The 17,158-nt window shown below is 70.8% G+C and carries 14 protein-coding genes; 6 read left to right on the top strand and 8 right to left on the bottom strand.

Features of this window, described 5'->3' with window-relative positions; genetic code table 11:
* Nucleotides 1-90 precede the first annotated feature (90 nt).
* Nucleotides 91-225, bottom strand: coding sequence for a hypothetical protein (locus EDC36_RS13470; protein WP_260680264.1), 135 nt, complete (start codon nucleotides 223-225; stop codon nucleotides 91-93).
* Nucleotides 226-318: 93 nt separating this feature from the next.
* On the opposite strand from EDC36_RS13470, the gene EDC36_RS05535 reads away from it, so the two are divergent.
* Together EDC36_RS05535 and EDC36_RS05530 are read left to right on the top strand one after the other, a co-directional pair.
* A complete protein-coding gene (locus EDC36_RS05535) occupies nucleotides 319-1,050 on the top strand; it encodes a nucleotidyltransferase family protein (RefSeq protein WP_132962246.1) in 732 nt (243 codons plus the stop codon).
* A gap of 43 nt (nucleotides 1,051-1,093) precedes the next feature.
* Complete coding sequence (locus tag EDC36_RS05530; RefSeq protein ID WP_132962245.1) at nucleotides 1,094-2,494, top strand: aminopeptidase P N-terminal domain-containing protein; 1,401 nt, start codon at nucleotides 1,094-1,096, stop codon at nucleotides 2,492-2,494.
* An 11-nt stretch (nucleotides 2,495-2,505) separates the two neighbouring features.
* On the opposite strand, the gene EDC36_RS05525 is transcribed toward EDC36_RS05530, so the two are convergent.
* A complete protein-coding gene (locus EDC36_RS05525; protein ID WP_132962244.1) occupies nucleotides 2,506-4,986 on the bottom strand; it encodes a Lon protease family protein in 2,481 nt (826 codons plus the stop codon).
* Between the two features lie 47 nt (nucleotides 4,987-5,033).
* Between EDC36_RS05525 and EDC36_RS05520 the strand changes: the two genes are divergently transcribed.
* On the top strand, nucleotides 5,034-5,831 hold the full coding sequence (locus EDC36_RS05520) for a YecA/YgfB family protein (protein ID WP_132962243.1): 798 nt from the start codon (nucleotides 5,034-5,036) through the stop codon (nucleotides 5,829-5,831).
* A 13-nt stretch (nucleotides 5,832-5,844) separates the two neighbouring features.
* Here EDC36_RS05520 and EDC36_RS05515 read toward each other — a convergent pair whose 3' ends face one another.
* The 5 genes from EDC36_RS05515 to EDC36_RS05495 are packed head-to-tail and all read right to left on the bottom strand — an operon-like array spanning nucleotide 5,845 to nucleotide 10,732.
* A complete protein-coding gene (locus tag EDC36_RS05515) occupies nucleotides 5,845-6,363 on the bottom strand; it encodes a CinA family protein (protein ID WP_260680263.1) in 519 nt (172 codons plus the stop codon).
* Nucleotides 6,364-6,365: 2 nt separating this feature from the next.
* A complete protein-coding gene (locus tag EDC36_RS05510) occupies nucleotides 6,366-6,908 on the bottom strand; it encodes a phosphatidylglycerophosphatase A family protein (RefSeq protein WP_132962242.1) in 543 nt (180 codons plus the stop codon).
* A complete protein-coding gene (locus EDC36_RS05505) occupies nucleotides 6,905-7,708 on the bottom strand; it encodes an NUDIX hydrolase (RefSeq protein WP_132962241.1) in 804 nt (267 codons plus the stop codon). The genes EDC36_RS05510 and EDC36_RS05505 overlap by 4 nt, the downstream gene beginning before the upstream one ends.
* The gene (gene thiL / locus EDC36_RS05500; RefSeq protein ID WP_132962240.1) at nucleotides 7,705-8,733 is read right to left on the bottom strand and encodes a thiamine-phosphate kinase; all 1,029 of its coding nucleotides are present in this window, start codon (nucleotides 8,731-8,733) and stop codon (nucleotides 7,705-7,707) included. Before thiL ends, EDC36_RS05505 begins: the two co-directional genes overlap by 4 nt.
* Nucleotides 8,720-10,732, bottom strand: a complete 2,013-nt coding sequence (locus EDC36_RS05495) for a recombinase (protein WP_132962239.1) — start codon at nucleotides 10,730-10,732, stop codon at nucleotides 8,720-8,722. Before EDC36_RS05495 ends, thiL begins: the two co-directional genes overlap by 14 nt.
* Before the next feature lie 86 nt (nucleotides 10,733-10,818).
* Here EDC36_RS05495 and rpe point away from each other — a divergent pair, with 86 nt between their 5' ends.
* The 3 genes from rpe (at nucleotide 10,819) to EDC36_RS05480 (ending at nucleotide 15,302) form a co-directional block, all read left to right on the top strand.
* The gene (rpe, locus tag EDC36_RS05490; RefSeq protein WP_132962238.1) at nucleotides 10,819-11,499 is read left to right on the top strand and encodes a ribulose-phosphate 3-epimerase; all 681 of its coding nucleotides are present in this window, start codon (nucleotides 10,819-10,821) and stop codon (nucleotides 11,497-11,499) included.
* A 164-nt stretch (nucleotides 11,500-11,663) separates the two neighbouring features.
* Nucleotides 11,664-14,018 (top strand): methyl-accepting chemotaxis protein, encoded by a 2,355-nt coding sequence (locus tag EDC36_RS05485; protein WP_132962237.1) that lies wholly within the window; start codon nucleotides 11,664-11,666, stop codon nucleotides 14,016-14,018.
* A 102-nt stretch (nucleotides 14,019-14,120) separates the two neighbouring features.
* Nucleotides 14,121-15,302 carry an MFS transporter gene (locus EDC36_RS05480; RefSeq protein ID WP_132962297.1) on the top strand — a complete coding sequence of 394 codons (1,182 nt, stop codon included), beginning with the start codon at nucleotides 14,121-14,123 and terminating at the stop codon, nucleotides 15,300-15,302.
* 36 nt (nucleotides 15,303-15,338) lie between these two features.
* Here the strand turns inward: EDC36_RS05480 and EDC36_RS05475 are convergent, their stop codons facing one another.
* Complete coding sequence (locus tag EDC36_RS05475) at nucleotides 15,339-16,997, bottom strand: ATP-binding protein (RefSeq protein ID WP_243646481.1); 1,659 nt, start codon at nucleotides 16,995-16,997, stop codon at nucleotides 15,339-15,341.
* Nucleotides 16,998-17,158: the final 161 nt, after the last annotated feature.

Here is a 17,158-nt window from a genome sequence, read left to right as displayed (position 1 = left end):
GCATGACTTGATGACAGTTGGCTGACAGCCGCGCCGGCAACAAAAAACCCGGTGCGGTCGGCACCGGGTTGACGCAGGCGTGCCGGGTGTTCAGCCAACCATCACGGCGATGAAGGCCAGCAGGAACATCAAAATGGCGCCCGCCAACGGGATCAACCACGGGATCACGTGTACGATCGACTCGGCCACGTCGGGCTCGGGGGTGTGCTCGGGCGCGTGTGCCATGACGGACTGACTCCTCACGTGTTGACAAACGATCTTGATTTTAGTCAAAACCCCGCCCACGGACCATCCGCGCAAACCCTGCCTACGCCGGCCATGGTGCTGGCCGCGGGGCGTGGCCAGCGCATGCGGCCGCTGACCGACCACACGCCCAAGCCGCTGCTGCCCGTGCATGGCCAACCCCTGCTGCTGTGGCACCTGCAAGCGCTGGCGCGCGGCGGCGCGCGCCGGGTGCTGATCAACACCGCGTGGCTGGGCGAGCGCATCCCGGCGGCGCTGGGCGAGGCGCTCGACACCCCGTGGGGCCGGCTGGCGCTACGCTACTCGAGGGAAGACCGCGACTTTGGCGCGGCGCTGGAAACCGCGGGCGGCATCGCGCGGGCGCTGCCGCAGCTCGACGAGGTCTTTTGGGTGGTGGCGGGCGACATCTACGCGCCCGACTTCGCGTTCGACGACACGCGCCGCCAGCGCTTCGCCGCCAGCGCGGCGCTGGCCCACCTGTGGCTGGTGCCCAACCCCCCGCAGCACCCACGCGGCGACTTTGGTTTGGACGACGACGGCCACGCGCTGGACCTGCCCCCCGACGACCCGCGCCCGCGCTGGACCTACGCCGCCATCGGCCTGTTCAAGCGGGCGCTGTTCGCGCCGCCGTGGTGCGACATCCCGGCTGGCAACCCGCACGGCGTGGCCGCGCCGCTGGCGCCGCTGCTGCGCCGCGCGATGGCCGCGCGCCGCGTCACCGCCGAACTCTGGCACGGGACCTGGGCCGACGTCGGCACACCCGAGCGCCTGGCTCAGCTGCAGGCCAACGCCGCACCCCCACGGTAACCCCGCGGCCGACACGCGGCGCGCCGGCCCGTATCATCGGGCCATGACCAGTCCCATCCCGCATGTGCACCTGTACGGGCAACGCCGCCAGCGCCTGGCCGCCCAACTGGGCGAGGGCGGCATCGCCATCGTCCCCACCGCGCCCGAGCGGCTGCGCAACCGCGACAGCGAATACCTCTTTCGCTTCGACAGCTACTTTTACTACCTGACCGGCTTTGCCGAGCCGCGCGCCTGGCTCGTGCTCACGGCCGAAGGGCGCAGCATCCTGTTTTGCCAGCCCAAGGACCTGGAGCGCGAAATCTGGGACGGCTACCGCCTGGGGCCCGCCGCCGCGCCGGCGGCGCTGGGGGTGGACGAGGCCTACCCGGTGGACGAGCTCGACCAGCGCTTGCCCGCGCTGCTGGAAAACCGCCGCACGGTGTGGTGGCCGTTTGCCACCCACCCCGGGCTGGAGGGGCGCATCGACGGCTGGCTGCAACGGGTGCGCGCGCGCGTGCGCTACGGCGTGCTGTGCCCCGACACCCAGCGCGACCTGTGCAGCCTGCTGGACGAGATGCGCCTCATCAAAGACGCGCACGAGCTTGACGTGATGCGCCGCGCCGCGCGCATCAGCGCCCAAGCGCACGTGCGCGCAATGCAGGTGTGCGCCCAGCGGCTGCGCGCCGGCGACGAAGTGCGCGAGTACCACCTGGACGCCGAGCTGCTGCACACCTTCCGCCGCCATGGCTCGCAACACCCCGCCTACGGCAGCATCGTGGCGGCCGGCGCCAACGCCTGCGTGCTGCACTACCGCGCCGACGCCGCGCCCGTGCGCGCCGGCGAGCTCGTGCTCATCGACGCCGGGTGCGAACTCGATGGCTACGCCAGCGACATCACGCGCACCTTCCCCGCCGACGGGCGTTTTCGCCCAGCCCAGCGACGCCTGTACGACATCGTGCTGGCGGCGCAGCAAGCCGCCATCGACGCCACCCGCCCCGGTGCGCGCTTCACCGACGCGCACGACGCCGCCGTGCGCGTGCTCACCGAAGGCATGCTGGAGGTGGGCCTGCTGGACCGCCGCAAGGTCGGCAGCGTGGACGACGCCATCGAGCAGCGGGCCTACTTTCGCTTTTACATGCACCGCACCGGCCACTGGCTGGGCCTGGACGTGCACGACGTCGGCAGCTACGTCGAGCCCAGCGACATCGGCCACACCAGCCAGCGCCGCGACCCGCTCAGTGGCGAAATCATCACCAACCGCCCCGCGCGCATCCTGCGCCCAGGCATGGTGCTGACCATCGAGCCCGGCCTGTACGTGCGCCCCGCCGACGACGTGCCCCGCGACTACTGGAACATCGGCATCCGCATCGAGGACGACGCCATCGTCACCGACACCGGCTGCGAGCTGATCACCCGCGACGTCCCGGTGCAGGCCGACGCGATCGAAGCGTTGATGCGGGCCTGAGGGCGATGGGGTCACCCCCGCCCGCGCCACGCGCGCGGGTTGCCGGCGCGCAGGCAGGCGCGGCGGTAGGCGCGCAGCGTCTCGGCGGCGCGTGCCAGCACCGAGCCTGGTGCGTAGGTCGGCTGGCCATCCGGGGCCAGCGGGGCGGTGGCCGCGCGCGGGTCGTCCAGGCCAAACGGCACGCCGGTCAGCAGCGTCATGCCCTCGGCCACGTGGTCGATGGCCCACACGTGGAACAGCCCCCGCTCGACCGCCATGCAGACGTCGTCGTCGAGCACCAGGTGGCGGCGGTTGCGCGCCGGGATGATGACGCCGTGCGAGCCATCCAGACCATGCGCGGCGCAGACGCGGAAAAATCCCTCGATCTTTTCGTTGACGCCGCCGATGGGCAGCACCTCGCCAAAGGGGTTGATGGCGCCGGTCACCGCGATGCTTTGGCGCAGCGGCACGCCACTCAACGCCGACAACAGCGCGAAAAACTCCGCGCACGAGGCCGAGTCGCCCTCGACGCCGGCGTACTCTTGCTCGAACACGATCGAGGCGCTCAGCGCCAGCGGGGCCAACGGCGCCAGCAGCGCCGACAGGTAGCTGTGCAGGATCAGCACCGCCTTGTCGTGGATCGGGCCCGAAAAGCCCACCTCGCGCTCAATGTTGAGCAGACCTTCGGTGCCGGGCACGGTGCGCGCGGCCACGCGCATGGGCAGCCCAAAGCGGTAGTCGCCCAGGTCGATGACCGACAGGCCGTTGAGCTGGCCGATGCGCGCGCCGCTCAGGTGCACGACGCGGTCGCCCTCGGCGATGGCGGCGCGCAGCCGCTCGTCGGGCCCGTCGTGGCGGCGGTTGCGTGCCGCGATGGCCTGCTGCACGTCGCGGCGCTCGACGCGCCGCGCCCCGCGCGCGCGGGCGTGCTGCGCGGCCTCAATGACCAGCGTTTCGGTGCGGGCAAACACGGCGCTTTGGCGCGTGCGGTCTTCGGCCTCGCGGTGGCTGTCCTCGATCAGCGCAGCCACCGCGTCGGCCGTGAACGCCGGCAGACCACGGCGCTGCGCCGTGTGCGCCACGAACACCCCGGTGGCGCGCCAGGTGTCGGCGTTGGCCTTGAAGCTGTCGGCAAAGTCCACCTTGACGCGAAAGTGGCGCGCGAACTCCGGGTCGCCTTCCTGCAGCGCGTAGTACTGCTCGTGCGTGCCGATGAGCACGATCTTGACGTCCACGTCCACCGCCTCCGGCTCCAGCGAGGTGGTGGCCAGCGCGGAAAACATCGTGCCCGGCTCTTCGATCTGCAGTCGCGCGCTGCGTAAAAAGCGGCGCAGTTTTTCCCACACCAGCTCGTCGGCCACCAGGTCGCGCAGGTGCAGCATCAAAAAGCCGCCGTGCGCGCGCAGCAAGCTGCCGGCGCGGATGCGGCTGAAGTCCGTCACCAGCACGTCGTTGTCGGTCTGGTACTCGATGCTGCCAAACAGCGGCCGGTACAGTGGGTTGTTCTCGACGATGACCGGCGCGCCCTGGGTGTCGGCGTTGTCCACCACCAGGTTGACGCGGTAGCGCTGCAGCCACCGCTCCAGCGCCTCCTTGCGCTCGGGTTCGTCCTCGGCGTCGCCGGGCTCGAACAACGCCAGGTTGTCCAGCACGTCGGTGGCGATGCCATCCAGCCATTGGTTGAGCTTGCGCGCGTCCTTGAACTGCTTGCGCAGCGCCTGGCGCACCGCCCCCAGCTCGCGCTCCAGCAGCGGCTTGACGGCCTGGCGGCGCAGCGCCTCGACGCCCTCGCGCAGCGCACGCTCCAGCGGCGCGGTCACCTCCAGAAAGCGCAGGATCTCGGCGCGCAGTTCGCGCTCGCCGTCGTCGTAGGCGCGCCGGTGCGCCTCGTCCAGCGCCGCCAGGTCCTCCGCCGCCAGCGGCTCGCCCTGCTCGTCGATCAACGTGAAGATCAGCTGCCCCCCTTCGCGGCGCAGCGCAAAGTGACGCTGGCGTGCAAACGCCGCCAGCTCCGCGTAGGCCTGCGCCTCGCGGTCGGCGTAGTTTTTCTCCAGCGCCGACAGCGCCGCCTTGAAGCTGGGCTCGCTCAGGCGCTTGGGGATGTCGGCCTGCAGCGTGCGCACCAGCTCCTGCATGCGCTGGCGCAGCGCCCGCCCCTGCCCCGCCGGCAGGCGCAGCGCCCGCGGCTGCTGCGGGTTTTCGAAGTTGTGCAGGTAGCAAAGGTCCGGCGGCACCGGGCGCTGCGCGGCCACGGCGCGCATTTCCTGCTGCAGCAGCGTGGCGCGGCCGGTGCCCACCTCGCCCAGCACGAACAGGTGGTGGCGTGGCTGATCGAGCGCCAACCCAAAGCGCGCCGCGGTTTGCGCGCGCTCCTGCCCAATCCAGGGCAGCGGCTCGCCGATCAGCTCGTCGGTGTCTTCAAACCCCAGCGCCGCGGGGTCGACGCGCAGCCGCAGCGCCGCCGCCGGCAGCGGGGCCGGCCCTTGGGCCAACAGGTCCTGGTCAGGCTCCATGGCGCCAGTCTAACCCGGCGCGCAACCGGCCACGCTACACTGCCACCATGGATACCTCCGCCCCCCTGGCCGACGCCGACTACGACACCCTCAACGAGATCTTGCTGGACCTGGACGCGCGCGCGCCCGACGCCGGCTTGCCGCAGGATTGGGAGTACTGCGACGGCTTTCTGACCGCGCTGCTGTGCGGCCGCCGCAGGCCGGCGCCGAGCGAATATTTCCCCGTGCTGTTTGGCCACGAGCCCGGCGGCCCGCCCGGCTTTGGCGCCGCGCAGTTCCGCGACGACGCGCAGCTGCAAACCTTTGTGCAGCTGTGGCAGCGCCGCCAGCACGAGATCGCCGAGGCACTGCAGGCCCCGGTGGACACGCTGGACGACCCGCGCACGCTGCAGCCCGCGTGGCAAGACCTGCGCGGCTGGGCGGCGCAGTTGCCGCCCGAGCAGCGCGCCGCGATGGAGCAGGAAGTCGGCCCCACACTGCCGCCCATCGGCCAGTACTGGGCCGTCGGCTTTCTCGACGCGGTGGCCGCGTGGCCCGACGACTGGAAAACGCCGCGCGAGCGTGAACTGGCCGACGCTTGGGAAGCGGCGCTGCGCGACATCATGGCGTTGCTGCAAGACGACACCGGCACCCCGCTGCCGGACGACGAGGACGGCCCCGTGGGCTACTCGGCGGCGCGGCTGGACGCGCTGGCCGCGGCGGTGTGGGCCGCTTACACGCTGCACGACATCAGCCAGGAGTTGGGGCCGCCGGTGCCCACCATGCGCAAGGCGCCCGAGCCTGGCCGCAACGACCCGTGCCCGTGCGGCAGCGGCAAGAAGTACAAAAAGTGCTGCGGCGCCTGACGGCGCCCGGTCGTCAACCGGCGGCTGACAGCCGCTGCAACAGCCCTGCCAAGGCCGCCGCCACGGCCTGACCCCGCACCGTCGCTCGGTCGCCGTCGAAGCGGTGGCACTGCGCTTGGAGCGCACCGGCGACGCTCCAGCCCAGCCACACCGTGCCGACGGGCTTGGCGGCGCTGCCCCCCGTGGGGCCAGCGATGCCGGTGATGGCCAACGCCGCAGGCACCCCCGCCCGCTGCGCCGCCCCGGCCGCCATGGCGCGCGCCACCGGCTCGCTGACGGCGCCGTGCGCGTCCAGCAGCGCCACCGGCACGCCAAGCTCCTCGACCTTGGCCGCGTTGGCGTAGGTGACCCAGCCGCGCTCGAACCAGTCGCTGGAGCCGGCGCGCGCCGTGCACGCCGCGGCGACCAACCCGCCGGTGCAGCTCTCCGCGCTGGCCATGCGCCAGCCGCGCGCGCGCAGCGCATCGGCCAGCGCGTCCACCAGCCCCCACACGTCGTGCGGCAACCACAGCGCTGACCCGGCCTGCGCCACCCTCAACCCCCTCCCACCAGGTGGCGCCACAGTGCCAGCGCCAGCAGCGTGCAGCCCGCGGCCACCAGGTCGTCGAACATCACGCCCCAGCCGCCACGCCAGCCGGGCCCCTTGAACGCTTGGTCCGCCCACGCCACCGGCCCGGGCTTGGCCGCGTCGAACAGCCGAAACAGCCCAAAGCACACCGCCTGCCCCAGCAGCCCCTGCGGCGCCGCCACCCACAGCACCAGCCAGATGGCCACGATCTCGTCGATGACGACAAAGCCGGGGTCGGCGATGCCGGTGCGGCGCGCGGTGGCCGTGGCCGCCCACCACCCCAGCAGCAGCGCCGCGGCGATGATGACGGCCCACCCGAAGTCGCCCGGCGCCGCCAGCGCGTCGATGACCACGAACGCCGCCCAGCCCCACAGCGTGCCCACGGTGCCCGGCGCGATGCGCGCCAAGCCCGCCCCAAAGCCCAACGCCACCAGGTGCGACAGGCGCGCCAGCATGAAACGCGCCGACGGCACCGGCCAGGGCAGCGGTTCGTCACGCGGCGCGCTCATGCCCACCACCCCTGCCAGCCGTCGTACGGCTCGAAGCGCCCGTCGACCAATCGCAGCCGTGTCGGCCCAGGCAAGGCGCGCTCGCGCACCGGGTGCTGCGGATCGCCGGGGTAGCACATCGCGCGGTGCTCACCGTCGCGAAACTGCACCGGCTCCACGCACGGTGGCATGCGCCGGCCCGCCTCGTCCCACACGCTGTCCACGGTGGCGTGGCGCGCCAAGTGTGCCAGCCCCATCAGTTGCGGCGGGATCAGCTCCAACTCGCGCGCCCAGTAGCGCTGCAGCGCCTGCTGCGGCGTGGTCCACAACGCCGCGGTGGTCTCGAAGGTGTCGCGCTGCACCTCGGCTCCGGCGGGCAGCCGCGCCAGAAAAAACCGCGTGTCAAAACGCTGCGCCCCCACCACCGGGTTGCGCGGCGTGATCCAGCGCGCCCACGGCCGCAAGGTCTGCGCCCCTGGCAGCGCCACACCGGCCTCCTCGCGCAGCTCGCGCGCCGCCGCCACGTACAGGGCGCGTGCCAGCGCCGCGTCCAGCCCCGGCTCGCCCAGGCGCGCGCGCAGCGTGGTGTCGTCCGCGCCCAGCCAGCCGCGCCAGCGCTCGTCGGCGTCGTCGGGGTCCACCTTGCCCCCGGGAAAAACGTACATCCCGCCCAGCTCGCGCGCGCCGCCGGCGCGACGCAGCAGCAACACCTCCAGCCCGGCTGGGCTGTCGCGCAACAGCACCACCGAGGCCGCCGGGCGGGGCGTGTCCTCAGCGGCGGGGTGGGCCTGTTCGGGCGCGGGGGCGGCAAAGGTGCTCATGGCTCTATGGTAGCGAAGTGGTCAAACCCCGCCAGCCGCACGCCGGCCGGCAAGGTGTATGGGGCTCCGCCACCGTCCACCAGTTGCACGCGCCCCGCGCCGTCGGCCAGCGGGTGCGCCGCCGGCGCCCCTGGCACGATGCGCCCGATGCGCGCCACCGGCGTGCCAGCGCGCCGCGCGGCGGCCAGCACCGCCTCGCGCTGCGCGGGGTCGGCGGTGAACACCAATTCGTAATCGTCCCCGCCAGCCAGCGCGTACGTCAGGGCGGTGGCCGGCGGCAGCGCGCGCACCGCGGGCGGCACGGCGTGGGTCAACAGCGCGTCCACGTCCACCTGCGCCGCCACGCCCGCCGCGGCCAGGATGTGCCCCAGGTCGGCCAGCAGGCCGTCGCTGACGTCCACCGCGGCGTGCACGAGTCCGCGCAGCGCCAGCCCCAGCGCCACGCGCGGCTGGGGCCGCAACAGGTGCTCGCGCGCGGCCTCGGTGCCCGGGCCTTGCAGGTCCAACTCGCCGCGCAGCAGCGCCAGCCCCAGGCGCGCTTCGCCCAAGGCGCCGCTCACCCATACGTCATCGCCGGGCTGTGCGGCGCTGCGGCGGCTGGCGTGCGCCGGCGGCACCTCGCCCAGCACCGTCAGGCACAGGTTGAGCGGCCCCGCCGTCGTGTCCCCGCCCACCAGCGCGCAGCCGTGCGCGTCGGCCAACGCCAGCAAGCCCCGCGCCAAGCCCGCCAGCCAGGCCTCGTCGGGCACGCTCGGCAAGGCCAGTGCCAGCGTGCATGCCAGCGGGCGCGCACCCATCGCCGCCAGGTCGCTCAGGTTGACCGCCAGCGCCTTGTGCCCCAGCGCCTGCGGATCCACATCGGGCAAAAAATGCCGCCCCGCCACCAGCATATCGCAGCTGACCGCCAGCGCCATGCCCGGCGCCGGTGCCAGCAACGCGCAGTCATCACCATTGCCCAGCAGCACACCCGACTGCCCCTGCGTAGGGCGCCAAAAGTGGCGCGCGATCAGATCAAACTCGCTCACTCGGCGCCCCTGCCACCACCTTGGGCGGCCACACAAAACTCCACGGCGCGCGCCGCCAACGGTGCCGCAGCGCTTGCATGATGCGGCCACGGTTGACCGCGTTGACATTTTGCGCCCGCATGGCCAGCCGCAGCGCCAGGTAAAAGCTCACCGCGACGTTGATCGGCCCCACGAGCAGCGTCGCCGCCACGGCCGACCACACATCGAGGCGCCCCCAGGCCTCTGGGCCTATCGAGGCCAGCGCGGCGGTCAACTGCCCCGTCACCAGGGTGACGTGCCGCACATCAAACGGCAGACCAAAAAACTGCAGCACCACCGGCACCAGCCCCAGCAGCAAGCCCAGCGAAATGTTGGCCGCCAAGCCCGACACGTGGCCGCGCAGCCACAGCGCCCAGCGCCGCGCACGCGCCGCCCCAAGCCAGCGGATCCAGCCTGGGTGGTGCATCCACGCATCGTGCAGCCGGTGCACCACAAAAGCATTTTCCACCCAGCCCGCAATTTGGCTGCTGACAAACAACAACACACCCGTACCTGCGGCGTACAGCAGCGTCGGCCCCCACAGCTGATGCTTGGCCACCACCTCGTTGGCCACGGCGGTGTCGATCATGGGCTGCCCCCACCACGCCACGCTGGCCATGTGCAACAGCAGCACCGCGGGCACCACCGCCAGCACGTTGCCCAGCACCGCCGCCGCTTGCGAGCGCACCAAGTGCGCTACCTCGTCCACAAAGCGCAGCACCGCTTCGCGGCTGTGCAGGGCCTTGAGGCGCTTGACCATCGCCGGTGCCGTCATGGCGGGCTGTTTGGTGGCCACGGTCAGGTGCAACAGCATGATCACCACAAACCAAAACGCGTAGTTCATGCCCGCGGCCAACCCCGCCCAGAACGCAGCCAACCCCAGCGAACCCAGTGCAAACTTGCACCACGTCGTCAGCCCCAGCACCGCGCCACCGCCGGCGGCACGCAGCAACATCGCCCGGTATTCGGCAGCATTGCGGGTGATGTAGTGCTCGCCCGTCTCGGCGCTGCGCTGCGACACACGTTCGGCCAACATTTGCGACGTCTGCGCCAGCAACGCCCGCACCGAGCGAGTGTCGTGTGCCTGCGCCACCAGTCTGGCGAGCATATGTTGCAGCGCCCGTGCCGGCTGCGGGCTGCCCAGCACGCGCAGCAACTCTTGGGCACGCATCGAGTACTGGCGCAATTGACGCAAGCGAAACACCACGACCGTCGAAACGCCATGCTCCTCCAGGTGCGCGTACGCCGTGTACGCCGCATGGCGTGCCGAAACGATGGCTTGCCGTAGCTCCTCCAGCGCGGCGGGCGTGAGCTGCTGGCCAGCCGGTGCCTGCTGCAACGCTTGCTGGGCTTGGTGCAACACGCGGGGCCAATCACCCCACAGCACCGCCTCGCGCGCCGGCGGCGACATGCGCATGCGCAACTCTGGCTCCATGGCGCCCGCCGCCAGGTGCACGATGCAGCGCTGCAACGCGCGCCACACCACCTGACGCCACCCCTGAGCAGACACCGGCGACTCAGCGCCGTGCAACATGGCCACCAGTTGCTGCAACGCCGTACGTGGCAGCGCCAACAACCAGCGGGTATCACGCGGGTCGTCAAACACCCAGGGCAGCAGCACCAGCGCATTGGTCGTGGTGGGCGCCACCGGCAGCAGACGCGCGCGCACGCGCCGCCCCAGCTCGGACCAAAACTCCCAGCGCTGTGCCACACCCGCCTCGGCCAGCACCACATCGAGCTCAACCTCGGCCACCCAGCGCCCCCACCAGGCACGCAGCGCTCGGGCCGCCTCGGGTTGCTGCTGCAACTGCTGCACCCAGGCCTCGAAGCGACGCCGGCTGTGCGCAACGTTGCCCGCGGCCCGCAGCCAGCCCGCCACCCCCTTCAACCACAGGTTGCACTGGGCAATATCGCCCTCTGTCGGCGCCCACAGCACCGCCTCGGGTACTGGCTCAAGCTGAATATCGCGCTGGTCGGTCATGCGGGGTTTGTACCATGATGCACGGTCATTGGCTTCTTGCGACAATCGCGGCTGTAATAAAGTTTCCCAACCACCGCAAGCCTGCCATGCCCGCCTACCGCATCGCCCCCTCCATCCTGTCGGCCGACTTCGCCCGCTTGGGCGAGGAAGTGCGCACCGTCATCGCCGCCGGCGCCGACTGGATCCACTTCGACGTGATGGACAACCACTACGTGCCCAACCTGACCATCGGGCCGGCGGTGGCGCAGGCGCTCAAGCCCCACTGCGTCACGCCGGAGGGGCGTGCGGTGCCGCTGGACGTGCACCTGATGGTGCAACCGGTGGACGCGCTGGCGCAGATGTTTGCCGACGCCGGTGCCGACCTGATCAGCTTTCACCCCGACGCCAGCACCCACGTGCACCGCAGCATCCAGGCCATCAAGGCGCGCGGCTGCCAAGTCGGGCTGGTGTTCAACCCGGCCACACCGTTGGACGTGCTCGACTGGGTCATCGACGACCTGGACCTGATCCTGATCATGAGCGTCAACCCGGGCTTCGGCGGCCAGAGCTTCATCGACAGCGCGCTGCGCAAGGTCGAACAGGCGCGTCGCCGCATCGACGCTTGCGGCAAAGATATCCGGCTGGAGGTGGACGGCGGCATCAAAGCCGACAACATCCGCCGCGTGGCCGACGCGGGCGCCGACACCTTCGTGGCCGGCAGCGCCATCTTTGGCAAGCCCGACTACAAGGCCGTCATCGACCAGATGCGCGCGGCGCTGGCCGCCTGAGCCGGCAACGCAGCCCCCCAGCCTGTGCGCACCCCGACGTGCCCTGAGGGCCTTGTTTTGCCAGCGTCCATGCTGGTCGCGATCCGGTCGGCGACAGCGCTTGGTGTTTTCCCGGCTGAGCCGGGCTTGGCCGATGCCCGATACTAACGGTCATGCGCAAAGATATGTTTTACCCTGCGGTGGCGCTGCTGCAGCGCTTGTCGATGCCGGCCAAGATGCTGGGCATGGCCGCCGTGGTGGCGGTGCCGCTGGCCATCGTGGCCTGGCTGCTGGTGATGGACAGCTGGCGCGGCCTGCGCACCACACAGGCGGCGCGGTCGGGGTTGCAGGCCGTGCGCGCCACCCAAACGCTCGTGCACGCCCTCCAAGACTGGCGCGACGCCGCCGACGTGGCCGCAGCGGGGCAGACCGCCTTCCAAGCCCCGGCCAAAGAAGCCCAGCAGCGCAGCCTGCAGGCGCTGCAGCAGCTTGGCACGCTGCTGGCCGAGCACCCGGAGTGGAACACCGACGGCCTGTGGAACCCGGTGCGCGAGCAGCTGCAGGCGCTGCTGCAGGATGCGCAGCGCCCGCCGTCCGTGCGACACGCCGACGCCACACAGCAACTGGCGCGGCTGCAACGGCTGGCGGGCTGGATCGCCGACGCCACGGGGGTGCAGCGCGACGCCGACGCGCTGGCGGCGCACCGCGCAACGCTGGCCTACGAAGGGCTGCCGCCGGTGGGGGAGCTGGCAAGCCTTCTGCGCGGTCGGGCCACCGCCATGCTGCTGCACCCGGACGCGATGACCGACGCCATCATCATCTCCAACATGGTGCGCCAGGCCAGCGCCGCGGACCAAATTGAAGCCCTGCTGCCCGCGCTGCAAGAGCGCGTCGAAGCTCTGCAGCGCCACGGTGCTGCGCCGCCAGCCGGCTGGTCGGCCTTTCGCAGTAGCAGCGACGAGCTCATCCGCACCACCGCCGCGCACCTCAAAACCGCGGCGATGACGGTGGACGCCAAGGACTTTTACGAACTCGCCACACGCACCCTGCAGGCGCAGCGCGCGCTCGAAGACGAATTGGGCGAAGCGCTGGACGCGCAGTGGGCGGCGCGCACGGCCGCGCTGCAGCGCGACATCACGTTGGTGACAGCGGGCTGTGTGCTGGTGTTGCTGGTGCTTGCCTACGGCATGGTGGCGTTTTACCGCGCCACGGTGGGGGGCCTCAAGCACCTCAACGACGCCATCGACCGCGCGGCCGAAGGCGACCTCACCGGCGACGCGGTGCTGCCAGGCCGTGACGAAATGGCCGACATGAGCCAGCGCCTGCGCAACATGCTGCAGCACCTGTCGGAACTCGTGGCCGACGTGCGCAGCGCGGCGGCGGTGCTGGGCCACGTAGGCCTGCAACTGGTGCACGACAGCCAGCAGTTGGCCGAGCGCACGCAAAGCCAGGCCGCCAGCCTGGAGCAAGCCACCAGCAACGTGCGGGCGGTGGCCGAAACGGTGCAGACCAACGCGAGCGCCGCTGAAGACATCCGGCACTTGACGGCGGACCTCAACGGCCAAACCGAGCGCGCCAGCACCCTGATGCAGCACACGATGGGGGGGTTGGGGTCGCTGCAAGCCACGTCGCAGCGCATGACCGAAATCATCGGCACCATCGACGGCATTGCGTTTCAGACCAACATCCTGGCGCTCAACGCCGCCGTGGAGGCCGCGCGCGCGGGTGAAGCGGGCCGGGGCTTTGCCGTCGTGGCCAGCGAAGTGCGGCGCCTGGCGCAGCGCAGCCAGGAAGCCGCCAACGAAGTGCGCCAGCTCATCGCCGAGTCGGCCGAGCGTGTGCAAAGCACGGTGACCGAGATCGCCAGCGTCAACGACGCCATGCAAGCCTTGGTGCGCGGCATCCGCGACATCGCCGCGCGCATCGGCGAGATGGCCGACGCCAGCCGCCAGCAAAGCACGGCGCTCAGCGAAGTGGTCGCGGCGGTGGGCGACCTCGACAAAGTCACCTACGAAAACTCCGCGATGGTGGAGCGCACCACCCACCGCGCCAACCGCTTGATGGAGCGCACGCGCGACCTGGACGAAGCCGTGCACCACATGAAGCTGCGCCAGGGCACCGCGGACGAAGCGTATCAACTGGTGCAAAAGGCGCTGCAACACATCCAGGCGGTGGGCTACGAGCGCGCGGCCGAGGACTTCCATGACAAAGGCGGCCCCTTCGTCGACCGGGATCTGTACATCTTCGTGCTTGATGAGGCCGGCACCTACCGCGTGATGGGTCTGGACCGCGCCAAGGTGGGCACCCGCGTGCACGACGCCCCTGGCATCGACGCCGAGCAGTTCATGGAAGACGTACGTTACCGCGTGCAGCAAGGTGGCGGCTGGGTCGAGTACAACATCGTCAACCCCGTCACCGGCCAGGTGCGCGCCAAGTCGTCGTACGTGGTGCCGCTGCCCAATGGACTCATCCTCGGCTGCGGCGCGTACCGCAGCGCCATCAAAGACCGCAGCCAACTCGGGGTGAACCGTGGGGAGTAACGGCGCTGCGGCACAATGCGGGCTTTGGCTTGACGTTGTTGTGCCATGACCGCAGGCGCCACCGCCCCCGTGACCGACGAAACCGCCGCCGCCTCCCACCGCATGTTGCCCGCCGAACGCCGCGCCAGCGTGGCGCTGGCGGGCGTGTTCGCGCTGCGCATGCTGGGGCTGTTTCTGGTGCTGCCGGTCTTTGCGCTGGAAGCCGCGCGGCTGCCGGGCGGCGACGACCCCGCCCGCGTCGGGCTGGCCATGGGCATCTACGGCCTGGTGCAGGCGGTGCTGCAAATCCCGCTGGGCTGGGCATCCGACCGCTACGGGCGCAAACCCGTCATCCTGCTGGGCTTGGCGCTGTTCGCCGCGGGCAGCCTGCTGGCCGCGTGGGCGCCGACGCTGGCATGGCTGACGCTGGCGCGCGCCGTGCAAGGCGCGGGGGCCATTTCCGCGGCGGTCACGGCGCTGCTGGCCGACCTCACGCGCGACGCGGTACGCACCAAGGCGATGGCGTTGGTGGGCGCCAGCATTGGGCTGAGCTTTGCCCTGTCGCTGGTGGTGGCGCCGCCGCTGGCCGCCGGCATCGGCCTGGATGGTCTGTTCGTGCTGACCGCGCTGCTGACCCTGGCGGGCATGGCCGCCGTGGCTTGGGTAGTGCCCCCTGAGCCCGCGCGGCCGGCCGCAACACGAGGAACCGGCGGCTGGCGCACCGTGCTGACCCACCCCGCGCTGCTGCGGCTGGATGGCGGGGTGCTGGCGCTGCACACGTTGCAGATGGCCATGTGGGTCACGGTGCCGGGGCTGCTGGTGCAGGCGGGCTTGCCGCAAGGCCAACATTGGCAGGTTTACCTGGCGGCACTGGCGGTGTCGCTGGCCATCATGGGCGGGTTGCTGTTTCGGTTGGAACGCCGCGGCCACCTGGGCGCGGTGCTGCGCACAGCCATCGGCCTGCTGCTGGCCGCCCAGCTCGGCCTGGCCTGGTCGCACATGCACGGCGCCACGCTGGCGGCCCTGACGGGGTGGTTGATGGTGTTTTTCGTCGGCTTCAACACGCTCGAAGCCAGTCAGCCCAGCCTGGTGTCGCGCCTGGCCCCCGCGGAAGCACGTGGGGCGGCGCTGGGCGTGTACAACACCCTGCAGTCGTTGGGCCTGTTTGCCGGCGGCGCGCTGGGCGGCTGGCTGGCCCGCCACGGCGGCCCGGGGGCGGTGCTGGCCAGCGGCGCCGCGTTGGCCACGCTGTGGCTGGCGCTGGCTTGGCGTCAGCCCCTGCCAGCGACCCGACCGACGCGGTGAACGCCACGCCCCGTTGGCCCCCGCGTGGCGCCGCGCTCACCCCACCCGCACGTCCCACCCCACGATTTGCCGCTTGCTGCGGCTGAACTCCACGCCGACTTCGATCACACGCTCCACGCCCGGCGCGCCGCGGTGCTTGGCTGCGTAGTCCTTGGCCTGCAGCTGCCGCAGCGCCTCGCCCGTGCCCTGGTCGCCGTCCACGACCTTGAATTCGAACACCCACGCGGTGCCGGCGTGCTTGACCGTGAGGTCGCACTGCCCTTCGTTGCTGACGTCTTCGGCGATGATCTCCACCCCGAGGCTGGCCAAGTGGCTGTAGCAGACGCTGGCAAAGTAGCCCTCGTACTGCGCGATCGGGTTGGCACGGTACCAGTCGTGCGGGATGGAGGCGAACAGCCGCTCGAAGTGAGCGCGTAAGGCTTGCGCGTCGGCGCTGGCCAACGCGCGGTACAGCGCGCGCCTTGGCGAGGCTTGCGGCTGCGGATGCCAGGCCTGCAGCAACGCCTCGTTGAGCGCCGCGCGCACCTCGAGGTTGGGCACCGCCAGGATGTACTCCGCCACCCGTCCGTACTGCTCCACGCCGCGGATGGTCAAGTAGCCGGTCTGCCACAGCAGCGCTTCGGGTGCGATTTGCTCGACATCGAACGCACTCAGCAGCGCCTCGCTGGCCCACAGCTGCTCCAGCCGCGGCGTGAAAAAACCCCGCTGCTTGAGCCACTGCACCAGGAACGTGGGCGTGCCGGTCTCGAACCAGTGCGCGCGAAATTCGCGCATGCGCAGCAGCAACAGCACATCAAACGGGTTGTAGACCGCCGTCGGCCCCCAGGCGTAGCCGTTGTACCAACGGCGCACTTCACTTCGGTCCAGGGGCTGGCCCTCAGCGGCCGCGGCTTCGAACTCCGGCGCAAAGACGGTGTCCAGGTCCTCTTCGGTGTAGCCGCACAGCGCGCCATAGGCCGGATCCAGGGTCAGGTCGTACAGGTTGTTCAGACCCGAAAAGATCGACACCTTGGAAAACTTGGACACGCCCGTCAACATCGCAAAGCGCACATCGGCATCGCGCCCTTTGATGACGGAGTAGAGGTTGCGCAAGCCCTCGCGCATCGCGCGGGCCACTTCGGGCGCTTCGAGGTTGTCGAGGATCGGTTTGTCGTACTCATCGACCAGCACCACCGCTTGCTGGCCGTGGGCTTCGGCGGCGCGGGTGATCAGGTGCCCGAAGCGGATGTGGGGGTCGGTCGGCGGCTCGGGAATGACGACCCCCAGCCGCGCGGCGTTGGTGCTGAGCTGGTCGTGGATGTGGGCCAACAGCGCGTCGGGCTCGCTCAAGCGCCCTTCGGCAAAGCTCAGGCGAACGACCGGGTGGCGCCGGCCCCAGTCCCAGTGGTCGGCGAGAAACAGCCGCGGGCGGTTGGCCACCGCCGGGTCCACCCCCAGCGCCACGGCGGCTTGGCCGCCTTCGAACAAAGCTCGCTGGCCGGCAAAGGCCTCGGCGATGGTGTCGATCAGCAGCGACTTGCCAAAGCGGCGCGGGCGCGAGAGGAAGTAGTACTTGCCGCTGTCGGCCAGCCGTGCTACCTGTGGCGTTTTGTCGACGTAGTAGTAGCCCCCATCGCGGATGTCGCGCAGGGTTTGGATGCCGATGGGGAGTTTGCGGCGAGCGGGCATGGCCTTGGGTTGGTCGTGCACAGGCACGGAAGCAGTCGTATCATGCCATGGTAAGGATACCGGCAGGCGACCGCGGGCTGGGTTGCCCCAGCGCCTACCCTACGGGCGGGTCAGGACGCCCCGGACTGGCCGTGGTCACCGCCGGCGCGATGTCAACCTTGCAAGCGGCGCATCAAAAAAAACCGCTG

The sequence above is a fragment of the Tepidimonas ignava genome (assembly GCF_004342625.1).
GTDB classification, from domain to species: domain Bacteria; phylum Pseudomonadota; class Gammaproteobacteria; order Burkholderiales; family Burkholderiaceae_C; genus Tepidimonas; species Tepidimonas ignava.
Note: the sequence above shows the minus strand (reverse complement) of the source record. Positions and strands in the feature narration are given on the sequence as shown.